The sequence below is a fragment of the Truepera sp. genome, assembly GCA_032027045.1.
Lineage (GTDB): Bacteria > Deinococcota > Deinococci > Deinococcales > Trueperaceae > JAAYYF01.
Genome location: JAVSMU010000001.1, coordinates 447,723 through 472,931, shown reverse-complemented (window position 1 = coordinate 472,931; position 25,209 = coordinate 447,723). Strand labels below are relative to the sequence as shown.

Annotated in this window: 25 protein-coding genes; 7 read left to right on the top strand and 18 right to left on the bottom strand. The window is 68.8% G+C overall.

All coding sequences use genetic code 11. The features are described 5' to 3' along the window. The first annotated feature begins 51 nt into the window (after positions 1-51). Positions 52-888, top strand: a complete 837-nt coding sequence (locus ROY82_02070) for an aminotransferase class IV (protein MDT3681253.1) — start codon at positions 52-54, stop codon at positions 886-888. Positions 889-927: 39 nt separating this feature from the next. On the opposite strand, the gene ROY82_02065 is transcribed toward ROY82_02070, so the two are convergent. The 6 genes from ROY82_02065 to ROY82_02040 form a co-directional block, all read right to left on the bottom strand. Next, a complete protein-coding gene (locus ROY82_02065) occupies positions 928-1,785 on the bottom strand; it encodes a hypothetical protein (protein MDT3681252.1) in 858 nt (285 codons plus the stop codon). A 7-nt stretch (positions 1,786-1,792) separates the two neighbouring features. After that, complete coding sequence (locus ROY82_02060) at positions 1,793-2,365, bottom strand: flavodoxin domain-containing protein (GenBank protein ID MDT3681251.1); 573 nt, start codon at positions 2,363-2,365, stop codon at positions 1,793-1,795. Positions 2,366-2,465: 100 nt separating this feature from the next. Beyond that, positions 2,466-3,194: a DUF4386 family protein gene (locus tag ROY82_02055; protein ID MDT3681250.1), complete on the bottom strand. Its 729-nt coding sequence runs from the start codon at positions 3,192-3,194 to the stop codon at positions 2,466-2,468. Positions 3,195-3,364: 170 nt separating this feature from the next. Further along, a complete protein-coding gene (locus tag ROY82_02050) occupies positions 3,365-4,840 on the bottom strand; it encodes an alpha/beta hydrolase (protein MDT3681249.1) in 1,476 nt (491 codons plus the stop codon). A gap of 205 nt (positions 4,841-5,045) precedes the next feature. Further along, positions 5,046-6,086 (bottom strand): hypothetical protein, encoded by a 1,041-nt coding sequence (locus tag ROY82_02045; GenBank protein MDT3681248.1) that lies wholly within the window; start codon positions 6,084-6,086, stop codon positions 5,046-5,048. 163 nt (positions 6,087-6,249) lie between these two features. Next, positions 6,250-6,888 carry a hypothetical protein gene (locus ROY82_02040; GenBank protein ID MDT3681247.1) on the bottom strand — a complete coding sequence of 213 codons (639 nt, stop codon included), beginning with the start codon at positions 6,886-6,888 and terminating at the stop codon, positions 6,250-6,252. Positions 6,889-7,337: 449 nt separating this feature from the next. Between ROY82_02040 and ROY82_02035 the strand changes: the two genes are divergently transcribed. Further along, on the top strand, positions 7,338-7,910 hold the full coding sequence (locus ROY82_02035; protein MDT3681246.1) for a YbaN family protein: 573 nt from the start codon (positions 7,338-7,340) through the stop codon (positions 7,908-7,910). Positions 7,911-7,955: 45 nt separating this feature from the next. Here ROY82_02035 and ROY82_02030 read toward each other — a convergent pair whose 3' ends face one another. Both ROY82_02030 and ROY82_02025 read right to left on the bottom strand, forming a co-directional pair. Then, a complete protein-coding gene (locus ROY82_02030; GenBank protein MDT3681245.1) occupies positions 7,956-8,393 on the bottom strand; it encodes an OsmC family peroxiredoxin in 438 nt (145 codons plus the stop codon). Positions 8,394-8,534: 141 nt separating this feature from the next. After that, positions 8,535-9,398, bottom strand: coding sequence for a GNAT family N-acetyltransferase (locus ROY82_02025; GenBank protein MDT3681244.1), 864 nt, complete (start codon positions 9,396-9,398; stop codon positions 8,535-8,537). Positions 9,399-9,531: 133 nt separating this feature from the next. On the opposite strand from ROY82_02025, the gene ROY82_02020 reads away from it, so the two are divergent. Continuing rightward, positions 9,532-10,488, top strand: a complete 957-nt coding sequence (locus tag ROY82_02020; protein MDT3681243.1) for a DMT family transporter — start codon at positions 9,532-9,534, stop codon at positions 10,486-10,488. A gap of 8 nt (positions 10,489-10,496) precedes the next feature. Here ROY82_02020 and ROY82_02015 read toward each other — a convergent pair whose 3' ends face one another. After that, the gene (locus ROY82_02015; protein ID MDT3681242.1) at positions 10,497-11,018 is read right to left on the bottom strand and encodes a DUF1572 family protein; all 522 of its coding nucleotides are present in this window, start codon (positions 11,016-11,018) and stop codon (positions 10,497-10,499) included. Positions 11,019-11,072: 54 nt separating this feature from the next. On the opposite strand from ROY82_02015, the gene sppA reads away from it, so the two are divergent. From sppA to ROY82_02000, 3 genes are all read left to right on the top strand, one after another. After that, positions 11,073-12,746: a signal peptide peptidase SppA gene (gene sppA / locus ROY82_02010; GenBank protein ID MDT3681241.1), complete on the top strand. Its 1,674-nt coding sequence runs from the start codon at positions 11,073-11,075 to the stop codon at positions 12,744-12,746. Between the two features lie 39 nt (positions 12,747-12,785). Beyond that, a complete protein-coding gene (locus tag ROY82_02005; protein MDT3681240.1) occupies positions 12,786-13,430 on the top strand; it encodes a hypothetical protein in 645 nt (214 codons plus the stop codon). Between the two features lie 64 nt (positions 13,431-13,494). Next, positions 13,495-14,256 (top strand): glucose 1-dehydrogenase, encoded by a 762-nt coding sequence (locus tag ROY82_02000; GenBank protein ID MDT3681239.1) that lies wholly within the window; start codon positions 13,495-13,497, stop codon positions 14,254-14,256. A 120-nt stretch (positions 14,257-14,376) separates the two neighbouring features. On the opposite strand, the gene ROY82_01995 is transcribed toward ROY82_02000, so the two are convergent. The 9 genes from ROY82_01995 to ROY82_01955 form a co-directional block, all read right to left on the bottom strand. Beyond that, positions 14,377-15,222: a TlpA disulfide reductase family protein gene (locus ROY82_01995; protein MDT3681238.1), complete on the bottom strand. Its 846-nt coding sequence runs from the start codon at positions 15,220-15,222 to the stop codon at positions 14,377-14,379. Positions 15,223-15,283: 61 nt separating this feature from the next. Then, on the bottom strand, positions 15,284-16,432 hold the full coding sequence (locus ROY82_01990) for a M20/M25/M40 family metallo-hydrolase (GenBank protein MDT3681237.1): 1,149 nt from the start codon (positions 16,430-16,432) through the stop codon (positions 15,284-15,286). Further along, positions 16,429-18,198 (bottom strand): adenine deaminase C-terminal domain-containing protein, encoded by a 1,770-nt coding sequence (locus ROY82_01985; GenBank protein MDT3681236.1) that lies wholly within the window; start codon positions 18,196-18,198, stop codon positions 16,429-16,431. Before ROY82_01985 ends, ROY82_01990 begins: the two co-directional genes overlap by 4 nt. Continuing rightward, positions 18,195-18,932, bottom strand: a complete 738-nt coding sequence (locus tag ROY82_01980) for a nucleoside phosphorylase (protein ID MDT3681235.1) — start codon at positions 18,930-18,932, stop codon at positions 18,195-18,197. The genes ROY82_01985 and ROY82_01980 overlap by 4 nt, the downstream gene beginning before the upstream one ends. 40 nt (positions 18,933-18,972) lie before the next feature. Then, positions 18,973-19,863, bottom strand: a complete 891-nt coding sequence (locus ROY82_01975; GenBank protein ID MDT3681234.1) for an ABC transporter permease — start codon at positions 19,861-19,863, stop codon at positions 18,973-18,975. Beyond that, positions 19,863-20,852 (bottom strand): ABC transporter permease, encoded by a 990-nt coding sequence (locus tag ROY82_01970; protein MDT3681233.1) that lies wholly within the window; start codon positions 20,850-20,852, stop codon positions 19,863-19,865. The genes ROY82_01975 and ROY82_01970 overlap by 1 nt, the downstream gene beginning before the upstream one ends. A gap of 24 nt (positions 20,853-20,876) precedes the next feature. Beyond that, positions 20,877-22,436 (bottom strand): ABC transporter substrate-binding protein, encoded by a 1,560-nt coding sequence (locus ROY82_01965; protein MDT3681232.1) that lies wholly within the window; start codon positions 22,434-22,436, stop codon positions 20,877-20,879. 107 nt (positions 22,437-22,543) lie between these two features. Beyond that, the gene (locus ROY82_01960) at positions 22,544-23,017 is read right to left on the bottom strand and encodes a hypothetical protein (protein MDT3681231.1); all 474 of its coding nucleotides are present in this window, start codon (positions 23,015-23,017) and stop codon (positions 22,544-22,546) included. 67 nt (positions 23,018-23,084) lie between these two features. Continuing rightward, positions 23,085-24,128 carry a DMT family transporter gene (locus ROY82_01955; GenBank protein ID MDT3681230.1) on the bottom strand — a complete coding sequence of 348 codons (1,044 nt, stop codon included), beginning with the start codon at positions 24,126-24,128 and terminating at the stop codon, positions 23,085-23,087. A 243-nt stretch (positions 24,129-24,371) separates the two neighbouring features. Here ROY82_01955 and dapB point away from each other — a divergent pair, with 243 nt between their 5' ends. Then, positions 24,372-25,178 carry a 4-hydroxy-tetrahydrodipicolinate reductase gene (dapB, locus tag ROY82_01950; protein MDT3681229.1) on the top strand — a complete coding sequence of 269 codons (807 nt, stop codon included), beginning with the start codon at positions 24,372-24,374 and terminating at the stop codon, positions 25,176-25,178. The last annotated feature ends 31 nt before the right edge of the window (positions 25,179-25,209 follow it).

Sequence of the window (25,209 nt, the reverse complement as noted above, 5' to 3'; positions counted from 1 at the left end):
CTACCCCTACCCGCCGTCATCCAAGAGGCGCCTTCTGCCGACGCCCGGCAAATGGTTCCGTGTCACGGCGGTCAGTCCCACGGCGGTCATGCTCACGGCGGTCATTCTCGCACCGGTCGGCGCCGGCCATCGACCGCGCCACGACTGAGCCCGAGGACGAGGCTTCTCTGCCCGAACACGACCGCCACCGTGCGCGCTAACCTGTCCTCGTCCATGCCAGGAGCGCCCGAACCCTTCGAGACCCTACGGTGGGAGGCGGGGGCACCCGCCGCCGAGGCGGGAGGCTTCGTACGCTTGCGCGCACACCTCTCTCGTCTCACTCGCGCATGTAACTACTTGAGCATCGACTTCTCGGCAACCGAGGCGCGCGCCTGCCTTCTTGCAGCCGCTCAGCACTTCGAGGGGCCCACGCGGGTGCGGCTCCTGGTGACCAGGTCCGGGGCGCTGCACCTCACGAGCTCCCCGCTGGCTTCGGCCACGAGCAGCGTGCTGGACGTGGGCGTGGCGTTCGAGCGGGTGAACGAGGACGACCCTCTGAGGCGCCACAAGACGACGGCGCGCGAAGTGTACGACCTGGCCTCTAAGAAGGCTGCGGTCCTCGGGCTGGCTGACATCGTCTTCCTCAACCTGCGCGACAACGTGGCCGAAGGGGCGATATCGAACGTGTTCGTGCGCCGGGGCGCAATTCTGGTCACGCCGCCCGTGAGCGCGGGGGCGCTGCCGGGCGTGCTTCGCGGAGCGCTAATCGCCACCGGCGAGTGCGTGGAGGCCGAGGTAAGCCTGGCCAACTTGGAGAAGGGCGACTTCTACTTGGGGAGTTCGTTGCGAGGGTTGCGGCCCGCGCGCTTGGCGCCGGGGATCGTGAGTGTCGCGACCAAACCGAATTGAGCGCTCAACTCCGCCAGGCTGCAAGTGCTGTCTGACGTTTCAGGGGCCGTCTGCCTTCAGGTAGCCGGCCACGTCGACGTTGTAGGCTACGTCCTCGACCGTGAAAACGGCCCACGGGCTGCCGTCATCGAGCCAGGTGAGTGCGCTGAGGACGGGGAGGTGGTGGCCGCTCACGTCGGCCCAAGCCCGCACCTCGTTGAGCCACAGCGTCTTGCCTTCACTCGCCTCACCCTTGTAACGCATCGACTCGAGCATGCGCAACGTGCCGTCCTGCGGATCGAAGCGCGCCACGAAGCGCTCCTGCTCCTCGCCGAAGGGTACGACCAACACCGCGGTGGCGTCGTCGATCGGCTCCCAGCGCACCCGCGGATCGGTTACCCACAAGGACGGGAACCAAACGGCCTCGGCCCACAACGCGAGGTTGGCGGCCTGGTCGATCTTGGGTTCGTTCTCGGTCACGCCGAAGGGCAGCGCGAGGCGGCTCTTGCCATCCAGAAACGTCTCGTTCACCTTCATCAGCGGCAGACCGAACACCGTCGCCTCGATGTAGTGGCGGTAGCCCTGGCCGGCCTCGTGGTAGAAGCGGAAGCGCGCCGGGAACGTGACGCCCTTGATGCGCATGGTCGCGCGACCGCTCACCACCGCACTGTCGATGAGGGGAACGCCGGCCCCGAAGAGTCCTTGGTAGAAGCGCTCGACCGGGGCGGGCAGACCCGTCGGTAGGGGGGCGGTAACGGGCTGCGCCGCTGGCCCCGTCTGCGTCGGCGTTTCTGGTGTTGGCGCTGGTTGGGACGAGAGTGCGAAAGGCTGGAACGGCTGCGGCCGTATCTGCAGCCCTGTCCAGCCGATGATGAATAACAGCAGGGCAGCGCCGAGGACGATCAGGGCGATTCTCATTGCTTACCTAACCACGTCCAGAATGCTGGGAGCGGGCTTGGGCCTTACCGCCGCCCGGGCCGGGAACCACGTGGTCGTGTCGCGGACCCAGCGGTTCCGGAGCGAGACGGAGCTTCGCTCCCCAGCTCGCGGCGCGCTCGAGTTCACCCTCTTCCAAGGGCCCCTCCGCATCAGTCACGCGGAAGCCTTCGGGGGGCGCGATCAAGGTGCCGCCTCTCTGCTCGAGCTGTTTCGCCAAGTGAGTAGCCGCATAAGCGGACGGGCCAAGGAGCCTGACGACGAAACCAAGCACCGCCGACATCGACCTCGCCCTCTGGGCGGAGAAGCGCGTGTCGAAGGCGGCTACCCGAACACCTCTCAGGCCGGCCGCCGGTACACTTGCGAGGAAAGCGCTGACTGCCGGCGTGGGCCGGAACCGCTGAGTCGGCGACCCGACCACGAGCACGTCCAGGCCCGTGAGTTGCTCCGGCGTCACCTTGCTCACCCGCACCACGCCGCAAGGGGCGAGTGCTTCGCCGATGGCCTCCGCGAGGCGTTCGGTGTTGCCGTACTGCGAATCGTAAACGACCAATGCGTTCATGCTGCACCTCTCGACCCTAGCGCTTTACGTTGCGGGCAACGAGGCAGTCGGCTGGGGTCGCCGTCAACTGCACCGGCCCTTCGTGCTTGCGTCGCGATCATCAGCTTTCGTCGCCAGGTATCCTGCTCAGCCGGAAGAGCCTCAGAGCGACCAACACCGCGAACACGGCCCATGGAACGAGTGAGGCGACGGCGAGGATGAGGCCGGTGGTGCCCGCTGTCGAAGGCACCACCATCAGCGCGCCCGCCAGCAGGCCCCAATAGGCGGTGCTCCTGCTGAAGAAGCCGCTTCGGAGCATCACTGCGGAAGTCATGAGTAGGGCGACGGCGTTCAGCACGTAGTACACGTCGAAGGCCGTACCCCTATATACCGCTAGCATCGCCTGGCCTGCCGCAAGGAAGGGCTGTCCCTCTGCGGCCGTCGCCGCCGAAGCGTAGCCGTTGCTCAGTGCGAGCATCTCGAAAGCCGTGTTCGACGCGAAGTAGGCCGCCATGCCAACGAGGCCGAGGACGAGAGCGACGCTCATTAGCGCCTCATCGACGCGCCTGAGTGCAACGTAGAGCGCGAGGTAAACCAGGACGACAAGCGAGTTCTGCAACAAGTACAGGAGGTCCAGGCTCAGAAGGCCCAGGAGCCAGTTCTGCTGGAACAGCTGGAAGAAGTGGAGGACGCTGTCGGGTGGCGGCCAGACGACGAAGATGACCATCTGGACCGGGATCAAGCCCACACCGATCAAGGCGGCCACGGCTCCAACCCGATAGAGTCGGTGCCAACGCGACTCGGCGGGAGCAGCACGAGTCTCGTCCGTTTGACGTCGGTTTGAGAACATGGTTCTGCTGCTACGGGTGTCAATCATCGCGCTCCTTCGTCGGTTCCGCTCATGCGAGCCCCGGGCGATCAAATTCGCGTGGTTTCACGTCCAAACCCAGACGATGCGACAAAGCTAGAGCCTGGAGGTGCCCCAACTCGGCGAACTCTTCGTGCACGAACCGACGCCGCTCACGGCTCCAGGTACGTGTCGGCCAACACGGTGCCCGTCATGATGTCGTGCAGGGCCTCGAACTGCTCGAAAGCCACGGAATGCGCGGCGTTCTCGAACGAGTACAGCCGCTTGATGGGTGCGTCGAGCCGCTCGTACCACTCGAGTGCGAGGTCCCGGCGCCCCGCGAGTTCGGCCTGCCCGTCGAGAAGGTACACGGGAACCTCCAGTTGCGGGACGTCCGCTCGGAAGTCGATCTCCTGGAGCTGCGGGTACATGACCGCGAACATGTCGATCAGGCCCCGAAGCACGTTGACCTTGTCGACCAGGTTGTACTCGCTGGCGAAGATGCCGTAGGGTCCGAGGCCGGCGCTGCTGCCCCGTTCGACGTAGGCTTGCGGCGGCGCGTAAGGCTTGGTGAGCGCGTCGTAATGAGTCATTGCGAAGGCGTTGGCGTAGGGGACGTCCCGGTAGGGTGGTTCGCCATAGGTGATGAGCTGGTCGTACAGCTTCCAGTTCCCGGCCTCTTGTGCGTACGCCAACAGGTCGCGCCAGATGCGCCGATCGGTGAGACTCTGGCTGACCATCTGCCCCGAACCGACGTAGGCGTGGTACAGGTCGGGCCGTTGCTGGACGGCCAGGACTCCCAGGGTGCTGCCCCACGATTCGCCCAGGAGATAGATCTTGTCCTCACCGAAGCGGTTGCGCAGGTAGTCGGTGAGTCCGATGGTGTCCGACACCGCCTGTGCCGGCGTGAGGCCGGCGGGATCGAGCGAGGCGTACGACTTGCCGGTGCCGCGCTGGTCCCAACCCACCACGACGAAGTCCTTGGCGAGATCCGCGAACAGCACGCGCGAGTAGGCGAGGTCGCTCTGACCCGGGCCGCCGCTCAGGTAGAGGAGCACCGGTGCGTCGACGCTGTGACCGCGGATCAGAATGGTCTGGTCGTGACCACCGAGGCGGACGGTGGTGAGTTCGGCCACGCTGCCGGACAACGGCTTGCCGTCGGCGCCGAGGATGGCGGGCGTCCTCGCCGGCAGCGCGAGCCACAGCGCCAGCGCCGCGGGCACGAGCAGGAGGAACACGGTTGGTAGCCAACTAACAGGTGCGCCGGAGAGGCGCCGCGCCAACGTGAGGCCGAACCCGGCTCCGATGACCATCGGCAACAAGGCGATCAGGGCGTGGAAACCGCGACCCAGCAGCAGGGCGAGGATGCCGTAGCTGCTGTCTAGCCTCGGCGCATCCACGGTCGGCCCGACAGCGCCCCAGCGCGCCAGCTCGAACGCGAGGGCGTAGGCGACGGGCGTAAGCAGCATGGGCCAACGAGAACGCATGATCAGGCCTGCGGCCGCTCCCAGCGCGAAGCTGGTGACCAGCACGATCGATGCCTGAGCCGTCGTCACTGGTCCGCGCGGCATTAGGACGCCGGTGAGCAGTCCGGCCAAGACGGCGAGCGCGATCGTCATGCTGGTCGCGATGGCAACGGAAGCGGTCACTGGAGTGATGACCCGGTGGCCGCCTGCCGTCGTGGCGCGCCGCCGCCCGCGCGGCGGGGTCCCAAGGATGGTTTTCATGGAGTTGCTGCCTGCCTCTCTTCGGTGCCCGGGCTGTCGGCGATGTCCCTCGTCTCTAGCACAGCCCTTCTAGTTGCTCGTTCGACCCGTGTCGTCTCTCCCGCTCCGTTTCCCGTGGCTCCTGGAGTCATCGACCTCCTTCGGCGGCAACAGGGCCGCCGGCCGAGATGGCGTCATCGTCGCCTCCCTGACTTGACCCGCCGGCCGCTTCGGCGAGCAGATCCTCTAGCGCCTCCCCGCCGGGCAGTGTGCGCGCCTTCCAGTCCGGCATGAGTTGATCCAACACGAAGCCCTGGGCGGCGCCCAGGACGAAGTAGCGGTCTCGCAAGCCGCCGGGAATCGAGGCGGGGTCGCTGAGTTGGCGGAGGAACTCCTCCCGAACCTGCTCGGGCTGTGGGTAGGGCTCGAGGCCGGACGCACTCGCGGCCTCTTCGACACCGACGCTCGACATCAGCGCCGTGTCGGCGTAGCGGGCGAGCCCTTCGATCCACTCGATCTGGCGCTCCAGTGCCCGCGTTCCCGCGGGCGCGACCGCCCGCCAGCTCGCCCGAAACTGGAGGAACTGCAGTGCCGCTTGCCGGACCCCGGCCTCGGTATCCGCACTCAAGGCACGAGCCAGCGCCAGCCCCTGCTGAAGGTGCCGGTCGTTCAGGTCGCTGCGCTGCTCCAGGGCGGCCAGGACCTCTCTCTCACCGATGGCCTCGTCGGCCCTCGGCAGGCCGCCAGGTCCTCCGAAGGTGTTCATCTGGAAGGCGTGGAAGGCCTCGTGTATCACAGCCCGGATGTAGCTCGGATCGTCGAGCAGCACGACCCCTTCCCCCAGGAGCCCGTCGATGGCCTCCTGGAAGTCGTCGAGAGCGGGCACGGCCACGCTCCAGAGTCCTCCGACGGGCCAACTGGTGGCGACCGGTCCGGGCGTGAGATGCCCCGTCAGCACGTGAACTCGGCTACCTGCAATCTCCACGTCCTTCAACGGCACGAAGCCTTCGGGCGGCGAAGGGTGGGCTATCAGGTACTCGTGTCCCCCCTTGCGGACCAGTAGCGCATGCGGCCCCCATCCCGGCCAGACGGACGCAGCGTGCGTCGTCAAGAGCTGCTCGACCCCGGCGGCACGCGACAGATCCGCAGCCGAGAGCTGAGCGAAGCCGAAGCTGCTGAACCCGAGCAAGGCCAGAACGTAGATGACCGTCAGCCTGCAAGGAGCGCGGTTCACCCGCAGCGGCGGTTTCGGCGACCCAGCGGGTGGAGGCCGTCTCCTTGCGCCCCGGCTCTTCGCCGCGCTACTCAGCACCGGAATTGGGGGCCATGGCCAGCGCTCACTTGTCGCCATCTCATGCGCTCCCGCGAGGCAGCGTCGGACCCTTGCTCGAGCCTCCCCGACGCCAGAGCAGGATGATGCCCGCGAGCACCAACAGGAGTGGCAGGAACACTTCGCCGAGCACGTCTGGGAAGGCGGTCAACGCCACGAGGGCCAGGACCCCAAGCGCCGGATAGACGGCCCAGCGCTGCTTGCCCTGGCCGTCGGGCAGGAAGAACAGGAGGGCGAAGGTGACGGCGAGTCCCAGGAAGAACACCCAACCCGTATCCAGGCCGGGAGAACGTTCGGTCAACCAGGCGACGAGCGCCAGGGTGAAGAGCGTTCCAGCGGGAATGATCGCCCACCAAAGCCGGCGACGCGTGAGGTAGACGCCCGCGAATCCGGCTCCGACGAGTCCGAGGAACACGGGGCCGCCAGCGTCGCCCGCCAAGATGCCGACGCCGATGGCTGCGAGCGCGAAGCCGGGGATCAGGGCCCACCACTCGGTCGAGTGGGTGGCGTAGTAGTAGTAGGACGCCGCGCCGCCACCGAGGCACAGTAACGCCCACTGCCAATCGCCCACCCAGTCGAGCCAACCGACGTTGACAGCTAGGAAGAACACGCCCAGGCCTATGAGGAGGTATGCCCATAAGGGGCGAGTTTGAGGTCTCATGTGTTCTTCTCCTTCGCATTTCCGGGGGGTTGCCCGCCCAAGACGCCTGGGGCCAGCGGGTGGTGGGCCCGGAACCACACCGCCCTAGAGCCGGCGGCGGCGCCTCTGGATCGGACCTGGTCGTTGGGTAAGCGAGTGGATGGACCACTCAACGTCGAACGCGAACCGGGGAACCACGATTGCACCGCCATCCGAGCGGTCGTGGTCGGAGTTCGACCGGAGCCTGTCGTAGATGTTCGCGGCAGGGCGGTGAGCAGTTCACTTGACCACGCGTACTCAGCTCGCCTGACCATTGGCACTCAGCCGAGGTCTGCTTCTCTCGGCCGAGGTTCACTCACCTCCGCTAAGGATGAGGCCTCGTGGGCAACGTGGATACTGGCAATTGTCCCCATACCGATGTCCGGACTCGGCACCAAGCCCGCTCAGCGGTCGGGTAGACTCGGGCGCACATGCAGCGCACACCCACCAGCGCCGAAGCGCCCCCGGTCGACCTGCCCGATCGACCGGCACCCACGCCGACGAACGAGCGGGCAACTAGAAAGCCGCCCACTCGGGAATGGGTCGATTACAGCGCCGAGCTGAGGGTCATAAAGCATCCGGCGCTGCGGGTCATGTTCGTGAGCGCCGGGCTCGTGTCGGTGGGGTTCGGGGTGGTCGGCTACGTCGTGCCCGGCATGCCGGGTACGGTTTTCTTCGTCATCGCCACTTGGTTCTTCGCCCAGTCGAGTCCGCGCTTCTACAACTGGGTGCTCAACCACCGGCTCTTCGGTCCGCTCCTCCGCGACTACCGCGCCGGCAAGGGCATCCCAGGGTGGGTCAAGTGGTACGCCTCCGCCATGATCCTCGGCTTCTCCGCCTTCAGCACGTGGTTGGTGGGCATCAAGCGGGGCAACACCTGGGTGGGCGTGGCCATAGCGGCCGCGGCCATCTTCGGCGTCTGGTACGTCTTCAACGTGCCGACCAAGAAGCCCGAGGCGGCAACTCCGGCGCCGGAAGAGGCAACTCGGGCGCCGGAAGAGTAGAACGGGCGCCCGTAGGCGCCCGCTGGTGAAGCTCTCGGCGATGCGTCAGGCTAGCGTCGCCTCGACCGTGATGGCCACGCCGGCCAGTGCGCGCGAAACCGGGCAGCTCTCAGCCGCAGCGCGCACATGCCCCTGGAACGTGGCGTCGTCCATCCCGGCCACCTTCACCCTGGTGACCAAGTGGCTCTTGCTGATGGTCTGAGCGCCGTCCACTCGCTCCATGGTGACGGAGGCCGTCGTATCGATGCTGTCGGCCACGTGTCCCGCGTCGGCCAACCGCCCGGACAACGCCATCGAGAAGCAGCCGGCGTGCGCCGCGGCGAGGAGCTCTTCGGGGTTCGTGCCGGTTTCAGGGCCGGCGCCGCTGCCGAAGCGAGACGCGAACGAGAATGGACCGGAGTAGGCGCCGCTCGCGACCTTCATGACGCCCTTGCCTTCTTTCAGCGAGCCTTTCCAACTTGCATCAGCCTTGGTGATCGGCATGTCTGCCTCCTTGTGAAGTCGAGTGAATTTACGCTGCCGGCGCCATTGGCGCCGGGCGTCGAGACTCCTCTCATACTAGCCTTGGGCGACAGACTCCGCCGTGCGCCACCCACAGCGCGAGGTTTCCTGCCCGGCCCTGCTTCAGCGGAAGCCGTACACGCGCTGCTCGGCAGCAGGGCGATAGCCGATCTTCTGGTATATGTGGTTCGCGACGGGGTTCCCCAGATCGGCGAAGAGCGTGACGTGGCGCCTGCCCCCGGCAAGCAGTTCCCGCGTCAGGGCCGCGGTCAGGGCGCCGGCGTAACCGTTGCCACGCAGTTGCGGCGGCGTATAGACGGGGCCGATGCGGATGCCGTTGCGAGTCGGGCCGCGGGCGCCCGCCATGCTGACCGGGCGGCCGCCCACCTGCCACAACCACAGGCCGCCGTCGGCGGCGGCCAGGTCGCGCTTCACGTCCTGCACGGCGGCCGCCCGGCCGCTGCGCGGATCCGTCGGGGTGGCCTCGAGGCGGAACGCCAGCAGCCAGTCGATCAGGAGCCCCAAGTCGTCGGCTCCGCCCCGCACCATGACGCCCTCGGTGCTTCGAGCGTCCACGACCTCCGTACACACGTAGACCCGTTCTGACTGGGTCAGCTCCGCGGCCTGCCCAGTTGCCTCTCCCCAGGCTCTGGCGAAGGCGCCGCTGCTGCTGGGCGCCCCGAGAACCCCGGGCGTCGTGGCCACGGCGGCCACCAACGGCTCCACGACCTCGCGTGGTTCGTGACCGTCCGCGAGCTCGCTCAGAATCAGGCGGTGAGGTGGCGTGCGCAGCGCCACCAACACCGGGGCGCCGGCGGCGTCTTGCACCAGGCCCATGAAGGCTTGCTGCATGCCCTCACTACCAAGCACGGGGAGGAGGCCGAGGATCAGGCAGTGCGCCACCTCGCGCTCGAGCAGGTAAGGCTCCGAGGCTGACACGAAGCGCCGGGCGTCTTCGAAGCTACGCAGGCTGTAACGTGCGGCCACGCCAGGATCATAGCCGCCCCTTGCCCCGCGCCTCCCTTATCATCGGCAGGATGAAGCACCCGCCAGCGTCCCGCGCCACCGCCGCGCCAGGTAGCGGCCGCGTGTTGCCGGCGAGCTTTCACCGCGAGGGCCCATGCGCTACGCGAAAGCGCAGTCGTCCCGCGCGCCGCGGCGGGCGCGGGTGAGGCGGCCCGCCGGCACCGCCGTCGCCCCGAAGACGAACCTGCTCCTTGGCACCTCGCTCATGCTGGTCGCCATGGTGCTCTTGCCCGTGATGGACGGCCTCGCCAAGGGCCTTAGCGAGCGCAACCCCGTACCCATGATCGTGTGGGCCCGCTACCTCTTCCACCTGCTTTGCATGCTGCCGATCCTTTTGTGGCGCTTCGGCTGGCACGGCTTGGTGCCGAGGCGGGTCGGCCTGCAGCTGGTCAGGGGCGGGCTCCTTCTCGGGGGTACGGCGCTCTTCTTCTTCGCGCTGTCGTTGCTGCCTCAGGCCACCGCCCTGGCGCTGTTCTTCGTCTCGCCGCTCGTGGTCACGGTCCTGGCGCCCGTCCTGCTGGGCGAGCGCGTCGGCGGTTGGCGGCTGTTGGCGGTCGTGGTCGGCTTCGCAGGGATAATGCTCATCCTGAGGCCGGGGTCGGGCAGCTTCGGGTGGGGGGCGCTCCTGGCGCTTGCCGCAGGCGTCATACACGGCTTCTACATGCTCTTCACGCGGCGCCTGGCGGGCAGCGCACCGCCACTCGTCACCCTCGGCTACACCGCGGTCGTCGGGGCGGTGGTCATGTCGCTGTTGATGCCGTTCCTCTGGCAGCCGCCCTCGCTGGGCGACTTCGGCATCATGGTGAGCCTCGGCGCGTTCGCGGCCAGCGGCCACTTCCTACTGATCAAAGCGTTCGACTACGCACCCGCCACGTGGTTGGCACCGGTGGGTTACTTCGAGATGGTCACGGCGGTCATCTACGGCTTCCTGGCGTACGGCGACCTCCCGGACGCCCTCAGCTGGCTGGGGATCCTGGTCGTCGTGGGTGCGGGCGTGGCCATCTCCCTCAAGGAGCAGCGCGCCATGCGCGCCATGCGGCCGGGCCACTGAGGATCAGTTCACGCTTTGGGCTTCTTGGGGATCGACAGCGTGCGCCACTCGTCGCCGCGCCAATGTTTGGCGAGCATCACGATCTGGCCCACGTGGTGACTCGTGTGCTCGAGGTTGCGGAGCATGGCGCGCACCACGTTCAGTTCCTCGCCCCTTATGGTGATGGTCCGGTTCAGGTCGGCGGGAGTCATGCCGGCCAGGGTTCCGAAGACCTCGCTGAAACCGACCTCCCACTCCGCCAGCATGCTGGGCACCGTGTGATCGCCTTCCTCGAACTCGTCGTCGCGCTGCCGGTCGGCCTTCTCGCCGTCGCTCGTGAGGAAGTCGCGCCAGCGCGACCTCAGGTTGCCCGCCAGGTGGCGCACTATGACGGCCACGGAGTTGCTGCCATCGTCCAACACGCGGTGCCAGTCTTCCGGCTCGAGTTGATCGAGTGCGCGCTCCGCTAGCGACTTCTGAGCGTGGTAACCGCGCTCGATCTCCGCCAGGAAGAGGGTGCCGACGGCGTTGGAAGCATCACGAGGGCTCATGGGCAGATGCTACCGCCGACGGGCGCATCGGGGGGCCTCACGTAAGATTGGGGCATGGCGAAGAAGGAAGACCTCGGCTGGAACTATCCGGCGGCCCTCGCCGCCATCGGCAACGCCGCAACGTCCCTGGCGGACCTGTTGCGTTCGGCGCTGCCCGGCAAGCGCCCAGAGCGCATCGTCATCGAGTTGAGTGGCTCCTACCCCGCCTTCATGGAGCGCCGCAAGTTCCCTGCCCGCCTCCTTCAGGCGAGGCCCGCCGGCACTTCTTTCGAGGAGTTCGAGCGACTGGTCGACGCCCTAGTTGGCGTTCCCTGGCTCGAGGCGGTGGTGTTCAGGTTCTCAGGGTTGACCATCGGTTTCACGACCGCCGTGGCCATGAGGCGCCAGTTCGAGCGCCTGCGGGCCGGCGGCAAGCGGGTCGAGGTGCTGGTCAACGAGCTCGGCAACGCCACCTACTTCCTGGCGAGCGCCGCCGACCGGATCGTCGCTCCGGAGAGCGCCGAGTTCCACGTGAACGGCCTGGCCCTCACCACCACGTTCCTTGGCGACGCGCTTGGGCGTGCCGGCGTGCGCTTCGACAAGCTCGCCATCAAGGAGTACAAGAACGCCGGCGACAACCTCGCCCGTGCCCACATGAGCGACGCGCAGCGCGAGCAGTACGGCGCCTACCTGGACAGCCTCGTTCGCACGACCTCGGGCGCGATCGCGGAGGCTCGGGGCAAGACGCCCGAGGAAGTACGGGGCTGGGTCGAGGAGGGCGTGACGTCCGCCAAGCAGGCGGCGGCGCTCGGCATGATCGACGAGGTCAAGTACGAAGACGAGGTGCTGGGTGAGGCCGACAAGAGCCTTGCGGCCGCCCGCCGCTTCATCCCCGGCAGGCGGCGTTCGGTGGAGGCGGGGCGCGTCGCGCTCGTGTCGCTGGAAGGCGCCATCATCACCGGCCCGAGCAGGTCGTCACCGGTGCCCGTGCCCGTTCTGGGAGGCAAGCTGGCGGGTTCCGAGACGCTGGTCAGGGCCCTGCGCCTCGCCGGCCGTGACAAGCGCACGAAGGCGGTGGTGTTCCACGTCGAGTCGGGCGGGGGGTCGGCGCTGGCTTCCGACCTCATCGGTCGTGAGGTCGAGCTCCTCGCCCGGCGCATGCCCGTCGTCGCCGTCATGGGCGGCGTGGCGGGCAGCGGGGGCTACTACGTTCTGACGCACGCGACGCGCGTGCTGGCCGAGGCCACGACTCTGACGGGCTCCATCGGGGTAGTTTCTCTCAAGCCCGTGCTGCAGGAACTCTACGAGCGCTTCGGCGTGAACGTGGAGAGCATCGAGCGCGGACGGTTCGCAGACATCATGGGCTCGCACAAGCCTTTCGACGATGCCGAGCGGGCCCTCATGCAGCGTTACATCGACGAGGTCTACGAGCGCTTCGTGGCGCGCGTGGCCGCTGGCCGGAAGCTCTCGGTCGAGCGGGTGAACGAGATCGGCCGCGGGCGCATCTGGTCGGGCGCCGACGCGTTGGGGCTCGGCCTCGTCGACGAACTCGGGGGCGTGCGGCTCGCGCTGGCCCGAGCCAAGGAGCTGGCCGGACTATCGCCCGACGCCGGGGCTTGGAAGGTGGAAGCGCCGGGCAAGTACGTCATCCCCAGCGCCGACGACCCGAGCACCTGGTTGCGCATGTTGGGCCCCAGCCTGCGGGAGAGCGCCTGGCTGATCCACGGGACGCGCCTCGCCGTGCACTGAGCGGAGCGGACGCGGCATGCCGGTCATATCATCGCAAGCATGAGCAGTTGCTGCCGCGCGGCGCCTTGCGAGGAGCTCTTCGATGAGCGACTGGCGGGTTGGTACCTAAGGAGTTACCAGCGTCACGGCGTGGGAGCGTTGGAGCGAAGGATGCTCGCCGCGCTAAGCGCGGCAGACATCCGTGACCAGCGGGTCCTCGAGATCGGCGGCGGCGTAGGCGCCATCCAGGCCGAGCTCCTGAAACGAGGAGCGAGCACCGGCGAGGTCATCGAACTGGTGGAGGCCTACCGCCACTCGGCGGCGGAGCTGGCCGCCTGGGCAGGCGTCGCGGGCCGTTCCACCTTCCGCGTGGCCGACGTGCTGGCAAACCCGGGCGAGGTGGAAGCCGCCGGGGTGGTGGTCCTCAACCGCGTGGTGTGCTGCTCTGCGGAGGGCCTCGAACTGGTGGGCGTGGCCGCCCACCTGACCGAGGGCACATTGCTCCTTAGCTTCCCCAGGTCCACGGCGCTGGCGCGGTTCGCTCAACGCGCCCAACACTGGCTGGCGCGGTTGACGCGCCACCGGTTCCGCTTCTACGTGCGGCCCGGCGCCGCCATCCGGGCCGCGGCCGAGAGCTCGGGGCTCGAGTTCGTCGCCGGTGGCGGCGGACTGCTGTGGGAGTACCAGGCGTTCCGGCGGCCCTAACCTGGTGGGCGGCCAATTGTCCTGGGCCGGTCTTCGTACGCTGGGGGGGAGAAAGAGGTGCCACATGGCCGACATGGCTGGCAAGGTAGCGCTGGTTACGGGTTCTGGTTCGGGTATCGGGAGGGCTGTCGCCCTCGAGTTCGCCACGCGCGGGGCGGCGGTGATGGTCGCCGACTACAACATCGAGGGCGCACAGGAGACCGTGCGTCAGGTGGAGGCGGGAGGCGGCAAGGCCGCCGCCGTCAAGGTTGACGTGGCCGACGAGGGTTCCGTGCGAGCCATGGTGAAGACGACCGTGGAGACGCTTGGCCGCATCGACTTCCTGGTCAACAACGCGGGCATCTCGGCCGCGGGCCCGAACGTGCCGCTGCACGAGGTTGAGCTCAAGGCCTTCGAGCGCGTCCTCGACGTCAACGTGGTTGGGACGTTCCTGGGCCTCAAGCACGCCATCCCCGAGCTCCTCAAGGCCGGCAGCGCGGGCGTCGTCAACTTGGCCAGCACCATGGCCGAGCGGGGCAGCCCCGGCGACCCGTCGTACACGACCAGCAAGCACGCCGTACGCGGGCTCACCAAGTCGGCGGCCCTCACCTACGCGGCGCAAGGCGTGCGCGTCAACTGCATAGGCCCCGGCGTGGTCAAGACCGGCATGACGGAGGCCATCTTCGAGGACGAACAGACCACAGCGTGGCTCAAGAGCGTCACACCGATGAAGCGCTTCGCGGAGCCGGGCGAGATCGCCAAGCTCATCGTGTTCCTCTGCTCGGACGACGCCTCGTACATCACCGGCGCCTACTATCCGATCGACGGGGGCTGGTTGGCGGGTTGAGAGTGGGCTCAGCGCCGCGTTAGCGGTACTCCAGAACACCCGTTCCCGGAGGGGCTCGTGGCGGCGCCGGCGGCCCGTCTGCTCGCCCGTCAGCCCAATGACCCCCGCAACGTTCCGCCGTCAGTCGCTGACAAGGCCGCGCACCGCGCGTTCCAGCGCCGCGCCCGAGATCTCGCCCACGTGCGTGGTGACGTACCGGCCGCCCCCGGCGAAGAAGTAGGTCGTGGGTAACCCCACCCCACCCAGGCGCGACGAGACCTCCATGCCGTGATCCAGCAGGACGTTGTCCAGCGAAACGGCGGGGTAGGCGGCCAGGAAGGCGAGGACGGCCTCGCGCTGCTCGCCCTGGTTCACCAGGAGGAAGGTGACGTCTGGGTGCTCCGCAGCCGCGCGCGCCAACTGCGGGATCTCGCGCCTGCAGGGGAGGCACCAGGTGGCCCAAGCGTTGACCACGAGCGGGCCGGTGCTCAGTTCGGCGAGGTTCACCTCGCCGCCGGTCAGCCGTTCCAGTTCGAGCGCCGGCAGCGCCTTGGCCTCGCCGCCCGCGGGGCTCAGAAGTGCGGGAACGATCAGCCAGACGGCCAGCGCTACCGCGGCGGGGGTGGCAGCCACGCGGAGGCCGCCGAGGCGACCCCTGAACGACCACACGACCAGCAGCGCCCCCGCGGCCAAGCCCCACCAGGGCGAGAAGCCGCCCTGCCAGAAGGCGAGGGCGTCGAGGGGCCTGCCCCCGAAGTAGCCGAGGTTCTCGAGCACGAACCCGAGGCGCGCACCTAGCAGGACCGCGAAGGCCGCGTTCCAGGCCCAGTTGGCGTTCCGGGGCGGCGATCCCTCGCCTGAACCAGCGGCGCGGCGCCGGGCGCGCCACGCGAACAACTCGGCCAGACCCACGAACAGCACGAGGCCCAGGGCCGCGTAGAAGCGGGGGGCGGAGATCACGAGGGGGCCCAAGCGCAATGCGTCCATGCTTGGATGCTAAGCCGGGGACCGGGCCCTACGGGTAGTTCGCGCGGGGCGGCCCCAGAGGTCAGGCTCCAGTGAGGCCGAGCGCCGCTCCGACCCACTCGACCACGCGCGCCAGGTCGCGCGCGTCGATCCACTCGTTCACCGAATGGATCTCGTGCATCCCCAGGCCGACGTTCACCGTCTGCAGGCCCTTCTGGTTGAGGATGCTCGTGTCGGAGCCGCCGATCGAGGCCACCGTACGAAGGCGCACGCCGGCGCTCTCGGCCACGGCCGCCAGGCGCCTGATGGGCGCAGCATCGTCGTCGAGCGTGTAACCGTCGTAGAGCCGCCTCCTCTCCAGCTCCACGAGCGCGCCGTGCCTGCCGGCGGCGGCCTCGGCTAGCCCCTTCACCCTGCCGGCCAGCTCTTCGAGTCGCTCGACGCTGAACGCCCGGAACTCGCCGCGCATGCTCACTCGGGCAGGAACCACGTTGGTCGGTCCGCCGCCCGTTATGGCGCCGATGTTGAGGACCTGATCGTCCGCCACCCGCCCGAGCGGGATGGCCTCCACGACGGCCGCGGCGGCCTTGATGGCGTGGACGCCCCGCTCTGGCTCCAAAGCGGCGTGCGCGGCGCGCCCGATGACCTCGATGCTCACGTCCTCCTTGAAGACGGCCGAGGTGATGAGCTCTCCCACCGGCACCTCGCCGTCGAACGAGTACGCGTAGTCGGCGCGCAGCGACGCCACGCCTAGGTGCTTGGCGCCGAGCAGTCCGAGTTCCTCGCACACGGTGATGACCGCCACCAGCGTCGGTCGCTTCTCGAAGGGGGTGTGCGCGGCCCGCTCCAGTAGTTCGAGCACCACGCTGACGCCGGCCTTGTCGTCCGCCCCCAGGATCTGTTCGCCGCCCGAGCGCACCACGCTGTCCTCGACCTCCGGCGCCAGTGGCACCCCCGGCGTCAGGGGCACCGTGTCCATGTGAGCGGCCAGGACTATGCGGCCTGCCGCCCCGCCGCTGAGCTCCGCGATGAGGTTACCGGCGTCGCCGCCTGTACTGTTACGTGCGTCGTCCTCCCTGACTTGCATGCCGAGCTCCTCGAAGGCCTCACGCAAGCGGTCCGCCATGAGGCGCTCGCTGCGGCTGGGGCTCGGCACGCGGCAGAGGTCGACCAGGCGCTCCTGCAAGGCGGCCACGAGCGGCTCGCCCGTCAGGAAGCGGCCGGCACTCACGGCTCCACCAGCGGTTGCAGAATGCGGCGGGCCTGCACGTCGACGACGCCCTTGTCGGTCACCTTGAAGTCGGGGCTGACGCTGAGGGGCAGGAGTGTGAGGAGCAGCACCGGGGCCTTCACGTTCATGCCGGCGGCGCGCAGCGCGCCCTCGAGGGCGGCGAACTGCCGCCCGACGGTGGTGACCGGCTCGTCCGACAGCAGCCCCGCCAGCGGCAGCGGCAGGAGCGTGGTGCCCGTTCGGTCGGTGAACGCCATGCCGCCGTTCGAGCGCGCCAGGGCCGCTAGCGACGTCATGAGCGCTGCGGGGTCACGGCCGAACAGGAAGACGTTGTGGCTGTCGTGCGCGAAGCTCGAGGCGTAGCCGCCGCGCTCCAGCCCCGTCCCGGCGACGAGGCAGACGACGGGCTCGTACCCGCCGGCACCGCGCCGCAGCGCCGCCCGCGGCACCACGCAGGCCAGCGCCAGGTCGGGGTCGGTCGGTACCCCGTCTTGCAGCGTCACGCGCCGCTCGCCCAGGGTGGTGAAGCTGTTCGTCTTGTTGACCTCGATGATGCGTGCCGACACGGTATTGGCCCCGTCGCGGAACGCCGGTCCTCCGAAGCGCAGGTCGGCCTGGCTGACGTTGCCGGGCTCGAACACTTGCGCCTCGAGCGGCGCGCTCGGGCCGGTTGCCGCTGCCCCGCCGCCGGCGACGGTCTCCCCCGCTCGCGCCACGAGCCGACCGGCCACGTGAACCTCGAGCGGCGGGAACTCCGCCAGGCCGCCGGTGACGAGGTAATCCGCGCGGGCGCCAGGCGCAAGCAGCCCCAGGTCGTGGAGGCCGAGGTAGTTCGCGGGCCGCAGGGTGGCCGAGGCCAGGGCGTCGTGCACGGGCCAGCCCAACCGGGCGGCCAGGCTCACGAGCCGGCTCATGTGGCCCTCCAGCAGGCGGTCGGGCATGACGTCGTCGGTGACGAGCAGCAGGCGGCTGCGGTCGTTAAGCGCCACTACCGTCTCGACGACCTCCGGCGTGAGTGACTTCTCCTGGATCATCACCCACACTCCCTTGCGGAGCTCCTCGAGGAGCTTGGCGGGGGTGGCAAGGGTGTGATCGGAGCGCACGCCGTGCGCCACGTAGCGCGAGAGCGCGGCGCCCGTGAGGCTCGGAACGTGCCCCTCGACGCTCAGGCCGGCGCGCCTGGCGGCGGCGACCATGGCGCGCAGGTGGCTGTCGCCGGCCACGAGCCCCTGGTAGTCCATGACCTCACCGAGGGCGATGACCTCGGCCTCCTGCGCGAGCTCGGTGACCTCGGCCGGCGTGATGGACGCGTTGGGCGTCTCGATGTCCGGTGACGTCGCCGGCACGCAGCTGGAGATGGCCGTGAAAACGCGCTGCGGCAGGCCCCTGCTCGCCTCGAGCATCCAGCGGATGCCGGCCGCGCCCAGCACGTTGGCTACCTCGTGCGGGTCCTGCAAGATGGTGGTGGTGCCGTGGGGCAGGGCAGCCTCGGCGAAGCGCCGGGGCGTCACCAGGCTGCTCTCGATATGCATGTGGACGTCGAGCATGCCCGGTTGCACCCAGGCGCCGCCAAAATCGCGGCGCTCACGGATGCTCAGGCCGCCCAGGTCCGCGGACCCCGGGTCACCCTCCTCGACCTCGACGAAGTGGCCGCCTTCCACCGTGAACCAGCCACGGTAGCTGGTTTGCGTGACGACGTCGACCAGCATGGCGTTGGTGACCAGCAGGTCGCGCCCTGTAAGGCTCGGGGCGAACGGCGGGTTCACTGCGCTGCGTGGAGGCGGTCGACGGCGGCGGTGGCTATGCGGATGGTGTCCTGCTCCACGCCGCGGAACAGGGCCTCCTTCTCCTCGCGGGTGGGTTGTGGGTCCAAGTGGATGTTCGAGTCGGTACCTAGCACCGCCCCGACCTTCACGCCGAGGAGGGAGCCCACGACGAAGACGGTCGAGCACTCCTGCTCGGCGGCAACGACCCCGGCGGCGGTGAGGCGGGCGTTCAGGCCATCGTCGCGCCGGTAGAAGGCGTCGCGGGTGTAGACGACGCCCTCGATGGCGCGCCGGCCAAGGTACTCGGCGGCCGCCTGGCGCAGGGCCAGGGTCACGTCGAGGTCGGCGGCGGCGGGGTAGCCGAGCGGGATGTAGTCGACGGACGTGCCCTCGCCGCGGAACGCGGACGTGACTACCACCACCGAGCCGATGGGCGTGCCCGGCTGGCGGCCGCCCGCGGAGCCCACACGGATGAAGTGCGTGGCGCCTATGCGCGTGAGTTCCTCGACCGCTATGGACGCCGACGGCCCGCCGATGCCCGTCGAGCAGACGCTGATCGGCGTGCCCGCCTGGGTACGCCCGGTGAAGGTGACGTACTCGCGGTTGCGCGCGATCAGCTTGGCGCCCACGAACGTCTCGGCGATGCGCTCGGCCCGCCCCGGGTCGCCCGGGATCAACACGTAGGGCGCTACGTCGCCGGTGACGGCGCGCAGGTGTCGCTGGATGTCTGACATGTCTAGCTCCTTCTGGGCAGGAGCGCCCGGGACTCGGCGGTCACCGCGGCGCCATGCGGGGGTCGTACGCCTCGGTGAGGCCGTCTCCGAAGAGGTTGAAGCCGAGCACGGCCAGCGTGATGCCGATGCCCGGGAACACGCTCATCCACCACGCGCGGCGGATGAAGGTCTGCGCGCTGTTGAGCATGCCACCCCAGCTCGTGAGGTTGGGATCGCCCAGGCCGAAGAAGCCGAGGCTGGCCTCGAGGAGGATGGCCTGCGCCACGTCGAGGGACGCCACCACCAGCACCGGCCCCATGACGTTGGGGAGGATCTGCATGAACATGATCCGCGCGTTGCGCATGCCGAGGGCGCGCCCCGCGTCCACGTACGGCAGCGTCTTGTGGCTCAGGTATTGACTGCGCACCAACCGTGCCGTCTGGGGCCAACTCAGTAGGCCGATGACCAGGATGAGGTTCACGAGGCCCGAACCGAAGAACGCCACCACGATGAGCGCCAGGACGAAGCGCGGGATCACCTGGAAGAACTCCGTGACGCGCATGAGCAGCTCGTCGAACCAGCCGCCCAGGTAGCCCGCGAGGGCGCCGACCAACACGCCGATGATGGTGGCAGTGGCCGCGGCGGCGAGCCCTACTATCAAGGACACGCGCGAGCCCCAGATGACCTGGCTGAGGACGTCGCGCCCCAGGTTGTCGGTGCCGAGGAAGTGTTCCGCGCCGAACGGGGCGGTGAACGCCGCCCGCGAGGTGGCGTGAGGATCGAACGGCGCCAGCACGGGGGCGAAGATGGCAGTGAGCAGCAACAGCGCCACCACCGCCAGGCCGAAGACTCCCGAGCTGCTGCGCCTGAAGCGTCGCCACCCTGCCGAGGCGTTGGAGCGGCCGACGCTCGACTCCACGCTCATGGCCTCGGCCCTGGCGGCGTCGTCCATCAGTACCTCACCCGGGGGTCGAGGACGGCGTAGAGCGCGTCCGTTATGAGGTTGACGATGATGACCGTGACCGACACGAAGAGCAGGATTCCCAGCAGCACCGGGTAGTCACGGGTGTAGATGGAGTCGTACATGAGCCGCCCGATGCCGGGCCAGCCGAAGACCGTCTCCACCAGTGCCGACCCCGCCACGATGAAGGCGAAGTTGTAGCCGATCACGGTGACGACGGGCAGGGCCGCCGCCCTTAGCGCGTGCCGCCACAGGATCGCTGCTTCGGAGAGGCCTCGGCCGCGCGCCGCGACGATGTACTGCGAGCTCATGACCTCGAGCAGTGAGGCGCGCGTCAGGCGCGTGGTGATGGCCATGTACCTGAACGACAGCGCGGCCATGGGCAAGATCATGTGCTTGAGGGTGTCGAGCACCGCGGCCAGGCCCGTGTACTCGACCCTCACGCTCCTGAAGCCGCCCGCCGGCAACCAGCCGAGCGAGACGGCGAAGACGAGGATGAGCAGCTGCCCGAGCCAGAACTCCGGTACGGCGTAACCCAGCAGGGCGAAGCCGGTTGCACCGCGGTCGGTGAGGGAGCCGGGCTTGCGAACCGCCAGCACGCCGAGAACGAGGCCGACCGTGGTTGCCACCACGACGGTGCTGAGCATGAGGATGAGAGTGCGGCCCAGCCTCTGCAACAGGAGGTCCAGGACGGGCTGGCGGTTGGCGAAGGAGAACCCCAGGTCCCCCTTCGCCACGTTCACCAGGTAGAGCCCGAGCCTCTCGGGGAGGCTGCGATCGAGTCCGAAGTCGTGCCGCACGCGCTCGACGTACTCGGGTGGCGCCGGGTACTCGCCTATCAGGGAGGTGACCGGGTCGCCGGGCGCCAGCGCGATGAGGACGAAGTTGACCACGACCACCCCAAGGATCAGGGGGATGGCGTTCAACGCCCGCCGCAGCGCGTAAAGCGCTAGGCCGCTCCCTCCGCCCTCTGCCGCCACCTCGGAGCTAGTGCCCTACCTTTCTCACGGCTTCGCGAACCAGAGGAACTCGAGGCCGTCGCGCTGGTCGAGGAGCGTGCGCATCCCCCGCAGGTTGGCCGAGGAGGCCTCGGACGCCAGCTCGTCGAACATGACCATCACCGGCACGTCCTTCGAGAGCTTCTCGTCGAGCAGGTGGTAGTAAACGGCGCGCGCGTTCTGGTCTGCGAGGCCGCCGGCCTCGGCCAGCCACGAGTCGACGTCGGGGTCGGCGTAGCCGGTGGCGTTCACGAACGGCGTGCCGGGCTCCGCGCTGTGGTAGATGCGGTGGTAGCCGATGGCCGGGTCGCCGCCCGAGGTGAACGACTGCATACTGAGGTCATAGTCGCCCTTGTAGACGCGGTCGACCATGACGGCGCGCTCGGCCGGCTGCAGCACGAGGTCGATGCCGACCTGCTTGAGCTGGTCGCGCATGATGTCGCCGGCGGCCGCGAACGCGCCACGTGCGGAGTCGTACACGTAGCGCAGCTTGAGGCCCGTGACGCCCGCCTCGGCGAGCAGTTCCTTGGCCTTCGCCGGGTCGTAGGGGTAGAGGGTGCGGTAGTCGGTCGCCTCATCGTAGGCGTAGGGGAAGCCGGCGCCGAAGGGGCCCGAGCCGGCCTGGCCGAGGCCGCCCTGGGCCTGCTCGACGACCTGGTCGCGGTCGACCGCGTACATGATGGCCTGGCGCACGCGCGCGTCGTCGAGGCCGGGCGTGTTGGTGTTGATGAAGACGAAGTAGAGGGCGGGGATGGTGATGCCCGTCCAGGTGTTGATGTCCTTGTCGGCGGCCAGGCGCGGGAGATCGGCGGGCGGCATGTAGAAGCCCCACAGCAGGTCTGCCTCGCCGACCTCGAGCGCGGTGGAGCGCCCAACGTCTTGCGGCACGATGCGGAAGATGAGCTTGTCCAGCAGGGCGGGTTCCAGGTAGTAGTCGTCGTTGCGCACGATCTCGACGCGCTCGCCGCGCACCCAATCGGCGAACTTGAAGGGGCCGCTGCCGACGGGGGCGTTGTTGGCCGCGTTGGTGAGGGGGTCGGTGCCCTCGTAGAGGTGCTTCGGCAGCACGGGGGCGTCGAACACGGAGAGCAGGCTCAAGAGCGGCGCGTACGGTTCCTTGAGCGTGATGACCACGGTCTCGGCGTCCGGGGCCTCGATCGAGGCGATCTTGTCGTAGGCGGTCTTGAAGCGCCCGTGATTCGGGGCCTCTATCTCGACCATGGAGTAGACGACGTCGGCGCTGGTCACCGGGGTGCCGTCGTGGAAGTTCGCCTGCCGCAGCTTGAAGGTGTACGTGAGGTTGTCGTCCGACACGGTCCAGCTTTCGGCGAGGTCACCCTCGGGGCGGCCGCTAGCAGCAAGGCGTACCAGGCCGCTGAAGACGTTGGCGCCCACGGCGCCCACCGGGTAGCTGGTGCTGATGCCCGGGTTGAGGTGCTCGGGGTCGGATCCGAGAACGACGATGGCGGTGCCGCCCTTGACGGGCGTGTCCTGCGCCAGGGCCGGGGCGGCGAGCAGAAGCGCGGCGAGAACGAACAGCGCGCGCTTTGGGTTTAACCAGGGCATCGGGGGACCTACCTTTCGAGACGAGTGCGAGGTGGTGGGCTTTCTCACACAATCTAGCACCGGTGGCTCATGGCAGGTCCAGCGGCAAGGGCGGTCGAGAAGAACCCTCAGCGCCCCTTCAACCTGAAGACTTCGCGCCGGGGGTGATCTTCGATGTACGTGAACCACTCGGTCACGCTCAGGTCGCCGAGGTCGTTGTGCCTCACCGACGTGCTGGGATCGACGCCCAACCGAGCGAACTCCCGCGCGAGTTGGATGGACTCCTCGCGAGCACGGGCGAATCCGGCCTGAAGCTCGGCTAGCGTGCTGGCGGCCGGCATGCGGTAGCCGGCGTAGCGGTCCTCGACGAACGGTGCTCCCAGGGCCACACGCAGGCGGCTCTGGCTCCAACGCTCGATGCCCACCCAGTGGTTGAGCGCCTCGCGGTTGCCGGGTGTGTCGGTGGCGCGCATGATGCGCGGCAACAGCTCGTCGCGAGACGTCCCTAGGTTCACGGCCACCTGCTCGACAGTGAGCCCGCGTGCCCGGCGCTTGATGTAAGGCCTTAGGCCCGCCCCGATGAGCTTCTGGAGCAGGCTCATCGGCGGAGGGCCGGGGCCGACGGCGCGAGCGCACCTTCGCGCGCGCGGCCCGTGGGGCGTTCGTGCCTCATCGGCGGAGGGCAGGCGCCTGCGGGGCAGTAGCCTGCGGGGTAGTCGCCTGCGGCCCCTCAGCCGACGCCTGCACGGCGGGCAAGGGCTCTACCGCCGGCAAGGGCTCTACCGCCGGAAAGGCGCGGGGCAACGGCCTCGGCCGCTCGTCGAGCTTGACCAGCGTGACGCCTGCCAGGATGAGTAGCCCGCCGACGAGCTGCACCAGCCTTGGCAGCTCCGACAGGAGCAACCAGGCCCATAGGACGGCGAAGAGGACCTCGGAGAGGCCGACGAACGAGGCGAGCTTGGAACCCAGGCGTCGGCTCGCGAACACGCCCGTGAGGTAGGCGAAGGCGGCGGCGATCAGGCCCAGGCCGGCGACGTCCAGCCACCACGGCACGCCCACGCCGGCCAGCAACACGACGTCGGTGTTCCAGCGCATTGGCGTAAGCCCCACGGCGCCTGCGAGCAACAGGGCCAGTGCGCCGACGATCAGGCCCCCGGCCGCTACGACCAGCGGGGGCAGCCCGTGGCTGTTGTCGGCCGAGATAACGAAGAAGGTGGCCAACCCGAAGGCGGCAACGATGCCCCAGGACGCACCGACGAGGTCCACCGAAATGGCTCCGAACGCGTCGAGCACGAAGACGAGCCCGACGATCGCCAAGCCCGCACCCACGACCGTGAGCGGCCGTGGACGCTGACCGCGCCGCAACCACAGCCACCCGACGACCAGCACGGGTCCCAGGTACTCGAGGAGGAGTGCCACGGCCACGGAGAGGCGCTCGACGGCGAGGAAGTAGGCAAGCTGGCAACCCGCCACGGCGATCAACCCGAAGAGCAGCACGGTGGGCCAACCCCGCCGCAGCAGCTGCCAGCGGCCGCGCATGGTCAGGGCGGCGGGAACGACCAGCGCCAGGGCGCCGATGGCCACCCGCCACGTGACGGCCGCCGCCGGCGTCCAGCCGGACGCCAACAGGCCCTTGGCGAACGAGCCGGAGGTGCCGAACGCGGCGGCCGACGCGAGCGCCAGTAGTATTCCGAGCGGGAAGGATTGCTTCATCTGTTCCCTTAATCCTTAGCTGGACGCCACCCGTGGGAGCCGCGTCGTCTGGGAGGTGGGCGCCGAAGGGCGCTGTACGCCGCGCCTCGCTCACCAGCTTGCAACTCTACCCGTTACGGGCAAGCCGCCGTGTGTTAGCACGCGAAGCACGAGGCCGGGCGCGGGTACGAGATTCGGCGGCCGGCCTGGAAGTGGCCCATGGCCGCTAAGGGCAACGGACCCGGCCGCGTTAGTCTGAACTCCATGGACAAGATCAGAGTCTGCTTGGCAGGAGCCACCGGGTGGGCAGGCTCGGCCCTGGCGAGAGGGATGGCGAGAGCCGACGACATCGAGCTCGTGGCCGCGGTGTCGCGGTCGGCGGCCGGGAGGTCACTTGGCGAGGCGTTGGACGAGCCGGGACTGGCAGCAACCGTCTTTGCCAGTGCTGCCGAGGCGCTAAACGAACGCGCTTGCGACGTGTTCGTCGAGTACACCAAGCCCGAGGTGGCGAAGGCCAACGTCCTGGCCGCGCTGGCGCATGGGGCTCACGTGGTGGTCGGCACCTCGGGCCTGACGGACGAGGACTATGCCGAGATCGACGCGGCAGCCAGGGCCGCCGACCGCGGCGTTCTCGCGGTCGGCAACTTCTCCCTCACCGTCGTTCTACTGCAGAAGTTCGCCGAGACCGCCGCCAGGCTGATACCTCACTGGGAAGTCATCGATTACGCGGGGGCGGCCAAGGAGGACGCGCCCAGCGGTACTGCGCGCGAGCTCGCAGCGAGGCTTGGAGCCGCCGGCCGCAACGATCCTGCTATCCCGGTCAGCCGGACCGTGGGCGAGAGGGAGGCGCGTGGCGCGACGATAGGTGGCGCCCAGGTCCACTCGGTGCGCCTGCCCGGCTACACCGTGGGGGTCGAGGTGATATTCGGCCTGCCCGGCCAGCGACTGAGCATCCGACAGGACGCCGGAGCGTCTGCGGAGCCTTACGTCGACGGTGCGCTGTTGGCCGTTCGGCGGGTGGGGACCCTTCTGGGGCTGGCCCGAGGGTTGGACACCGTCATGGAGTTGTGAGCCGCGTCTAGCCGACCTTTTGTCGACACCC

Bases quoted from the DNA above. Each gene is read 5' to 3' on its own strand.
- ROY82_02070 (MDT3681253.1), top strand. From the start codon at position 52: ATGGTTCCGTGTCACGGCGGTCAGTCCCACGGCGGTCATGCTCACGGC.
- ROY82_02065 (MDT3681252.1), bottom strand. From the start codon at position 1,785: ATGAGAATCGCCCTGATCGTCCTCGGCGCTGCCCTGCTGTTATTCATC.
- ROY82_02060 (MDT3681251.1), bottom strand. From the start codon at position 2,365: ATGAACGCATTGGTCGTTTACGATTCGCAGTACGGCAACACCGAACGC.
- ROY82_02055 (MDT3681250.1), bottom strand. From the start codon at position 3,194: ATGTTCTCAAACCGACGTCAAACGGACGAGACTCGTGCTGCTCCCGCC.
- ROY82_02040 (MDT3681247.1), bottom strand. From the start codon at position 6,888: ATGAGACCTCAAACTCGCCCCTTATGGGCATACCTCCTCATAGGCCTG.
- ROY82_02035 (MDT3681246.1), top strand. From the start codon at position 7,338: ATGCAGCGCACACCCACCAGCGCCGAAGCGCCCCCGGTCGACCTGCCC.
- ROY82_02030 (MDT3681245.1), bottom strand. From the start codon at position 8,393: ATGCCGATCACCAAGGCTGATGCAAGTTGGAAAGGCTCGCTGAAAGAA.
- ROY82_02020 (MDT3681243.1), top strand. From the start codon at position 9,532: ATGCGCTACGCGAAAGCGCAGTCGTCCCGCGCGCCGCGGCGGGCGCGG.
- ROY82_02015 (MDT3681242.1), bottom strand. From the start codon at position 11,018: ATGAGCCCTCGTGATGCTTCCAACGCCGTCGGCACCCTCTTCCTGGCG.
- sppA (MDT3681241.1), top strand. From the start codon at position 11,073: ATGGCGAAGAAGGAAGACCTCGGCTGGAACTATCCGGCGGCCCTCGCC.
- ROY82_02005 (MDT3681240.1), top strand. From the start codon at position 12,786: ATGAGCAGTTGCTGCCGCGCGGCGCCTTGCGAGGAGCTCTTCGATGAG.
- ROY82_02000 (MDT3681239.1), top strand. From the start codon at position 13,495: ATGGCCGACATGGCTGGCAAGGTAGCGCTGGTTACGGGTTCTGGTTCG.
- ROY82_01995 (MDT3681238.1), bottom strand. From the start codon at position 15,222: ATGGACGCATTGCGCTTGGGCCCCCTCGTGATCTCCGCCCCCCGCTTC.
- ROY82_01980 (MDT3681235.1), bottom strand. From the start codon at position 18,932: ATGTCAGACATCCAGCGACACCTGCGCGCCGTCACCGGCGACGTAGCG.
- ROY82_01975 (MDT3681234.1), bottom strand. From the start codon at position 19,863: ATGGACGACGCCGCCAGGGCCGAGGCCATGAGCGTGGAGTCGAGCGTC.
- ROY82_01965 (MDT3681232.1), bottom strand. From the start codon at position 22,436: ATGCCCTGGTTAAACCCAAAGCGCGCGCTGTTCGTTCTCGCCGCGCTT.
- ROY82_01960 (MDT3681231.1), bottom strand. From the start codon at position 23,017: ATGAGCCTGCTCCAGAAGCTCATCGGGGCGGGCCTAAGGCCTTACATC.
- ROY82_01955 (MDT3681230.1), bottom strand. From the start codon at position 24,128: ATGAAGCAATCCTTCCCGCTCGGAATACTACTGGCGCTCGCGTCGGCC.
- dapB (MDT3681229.1), top strand. From the start codon at position 24,372: ATGGACAAGATCAGAGTCTGCTTGGCAGGAGCCACCGGGTGGGCAGGC.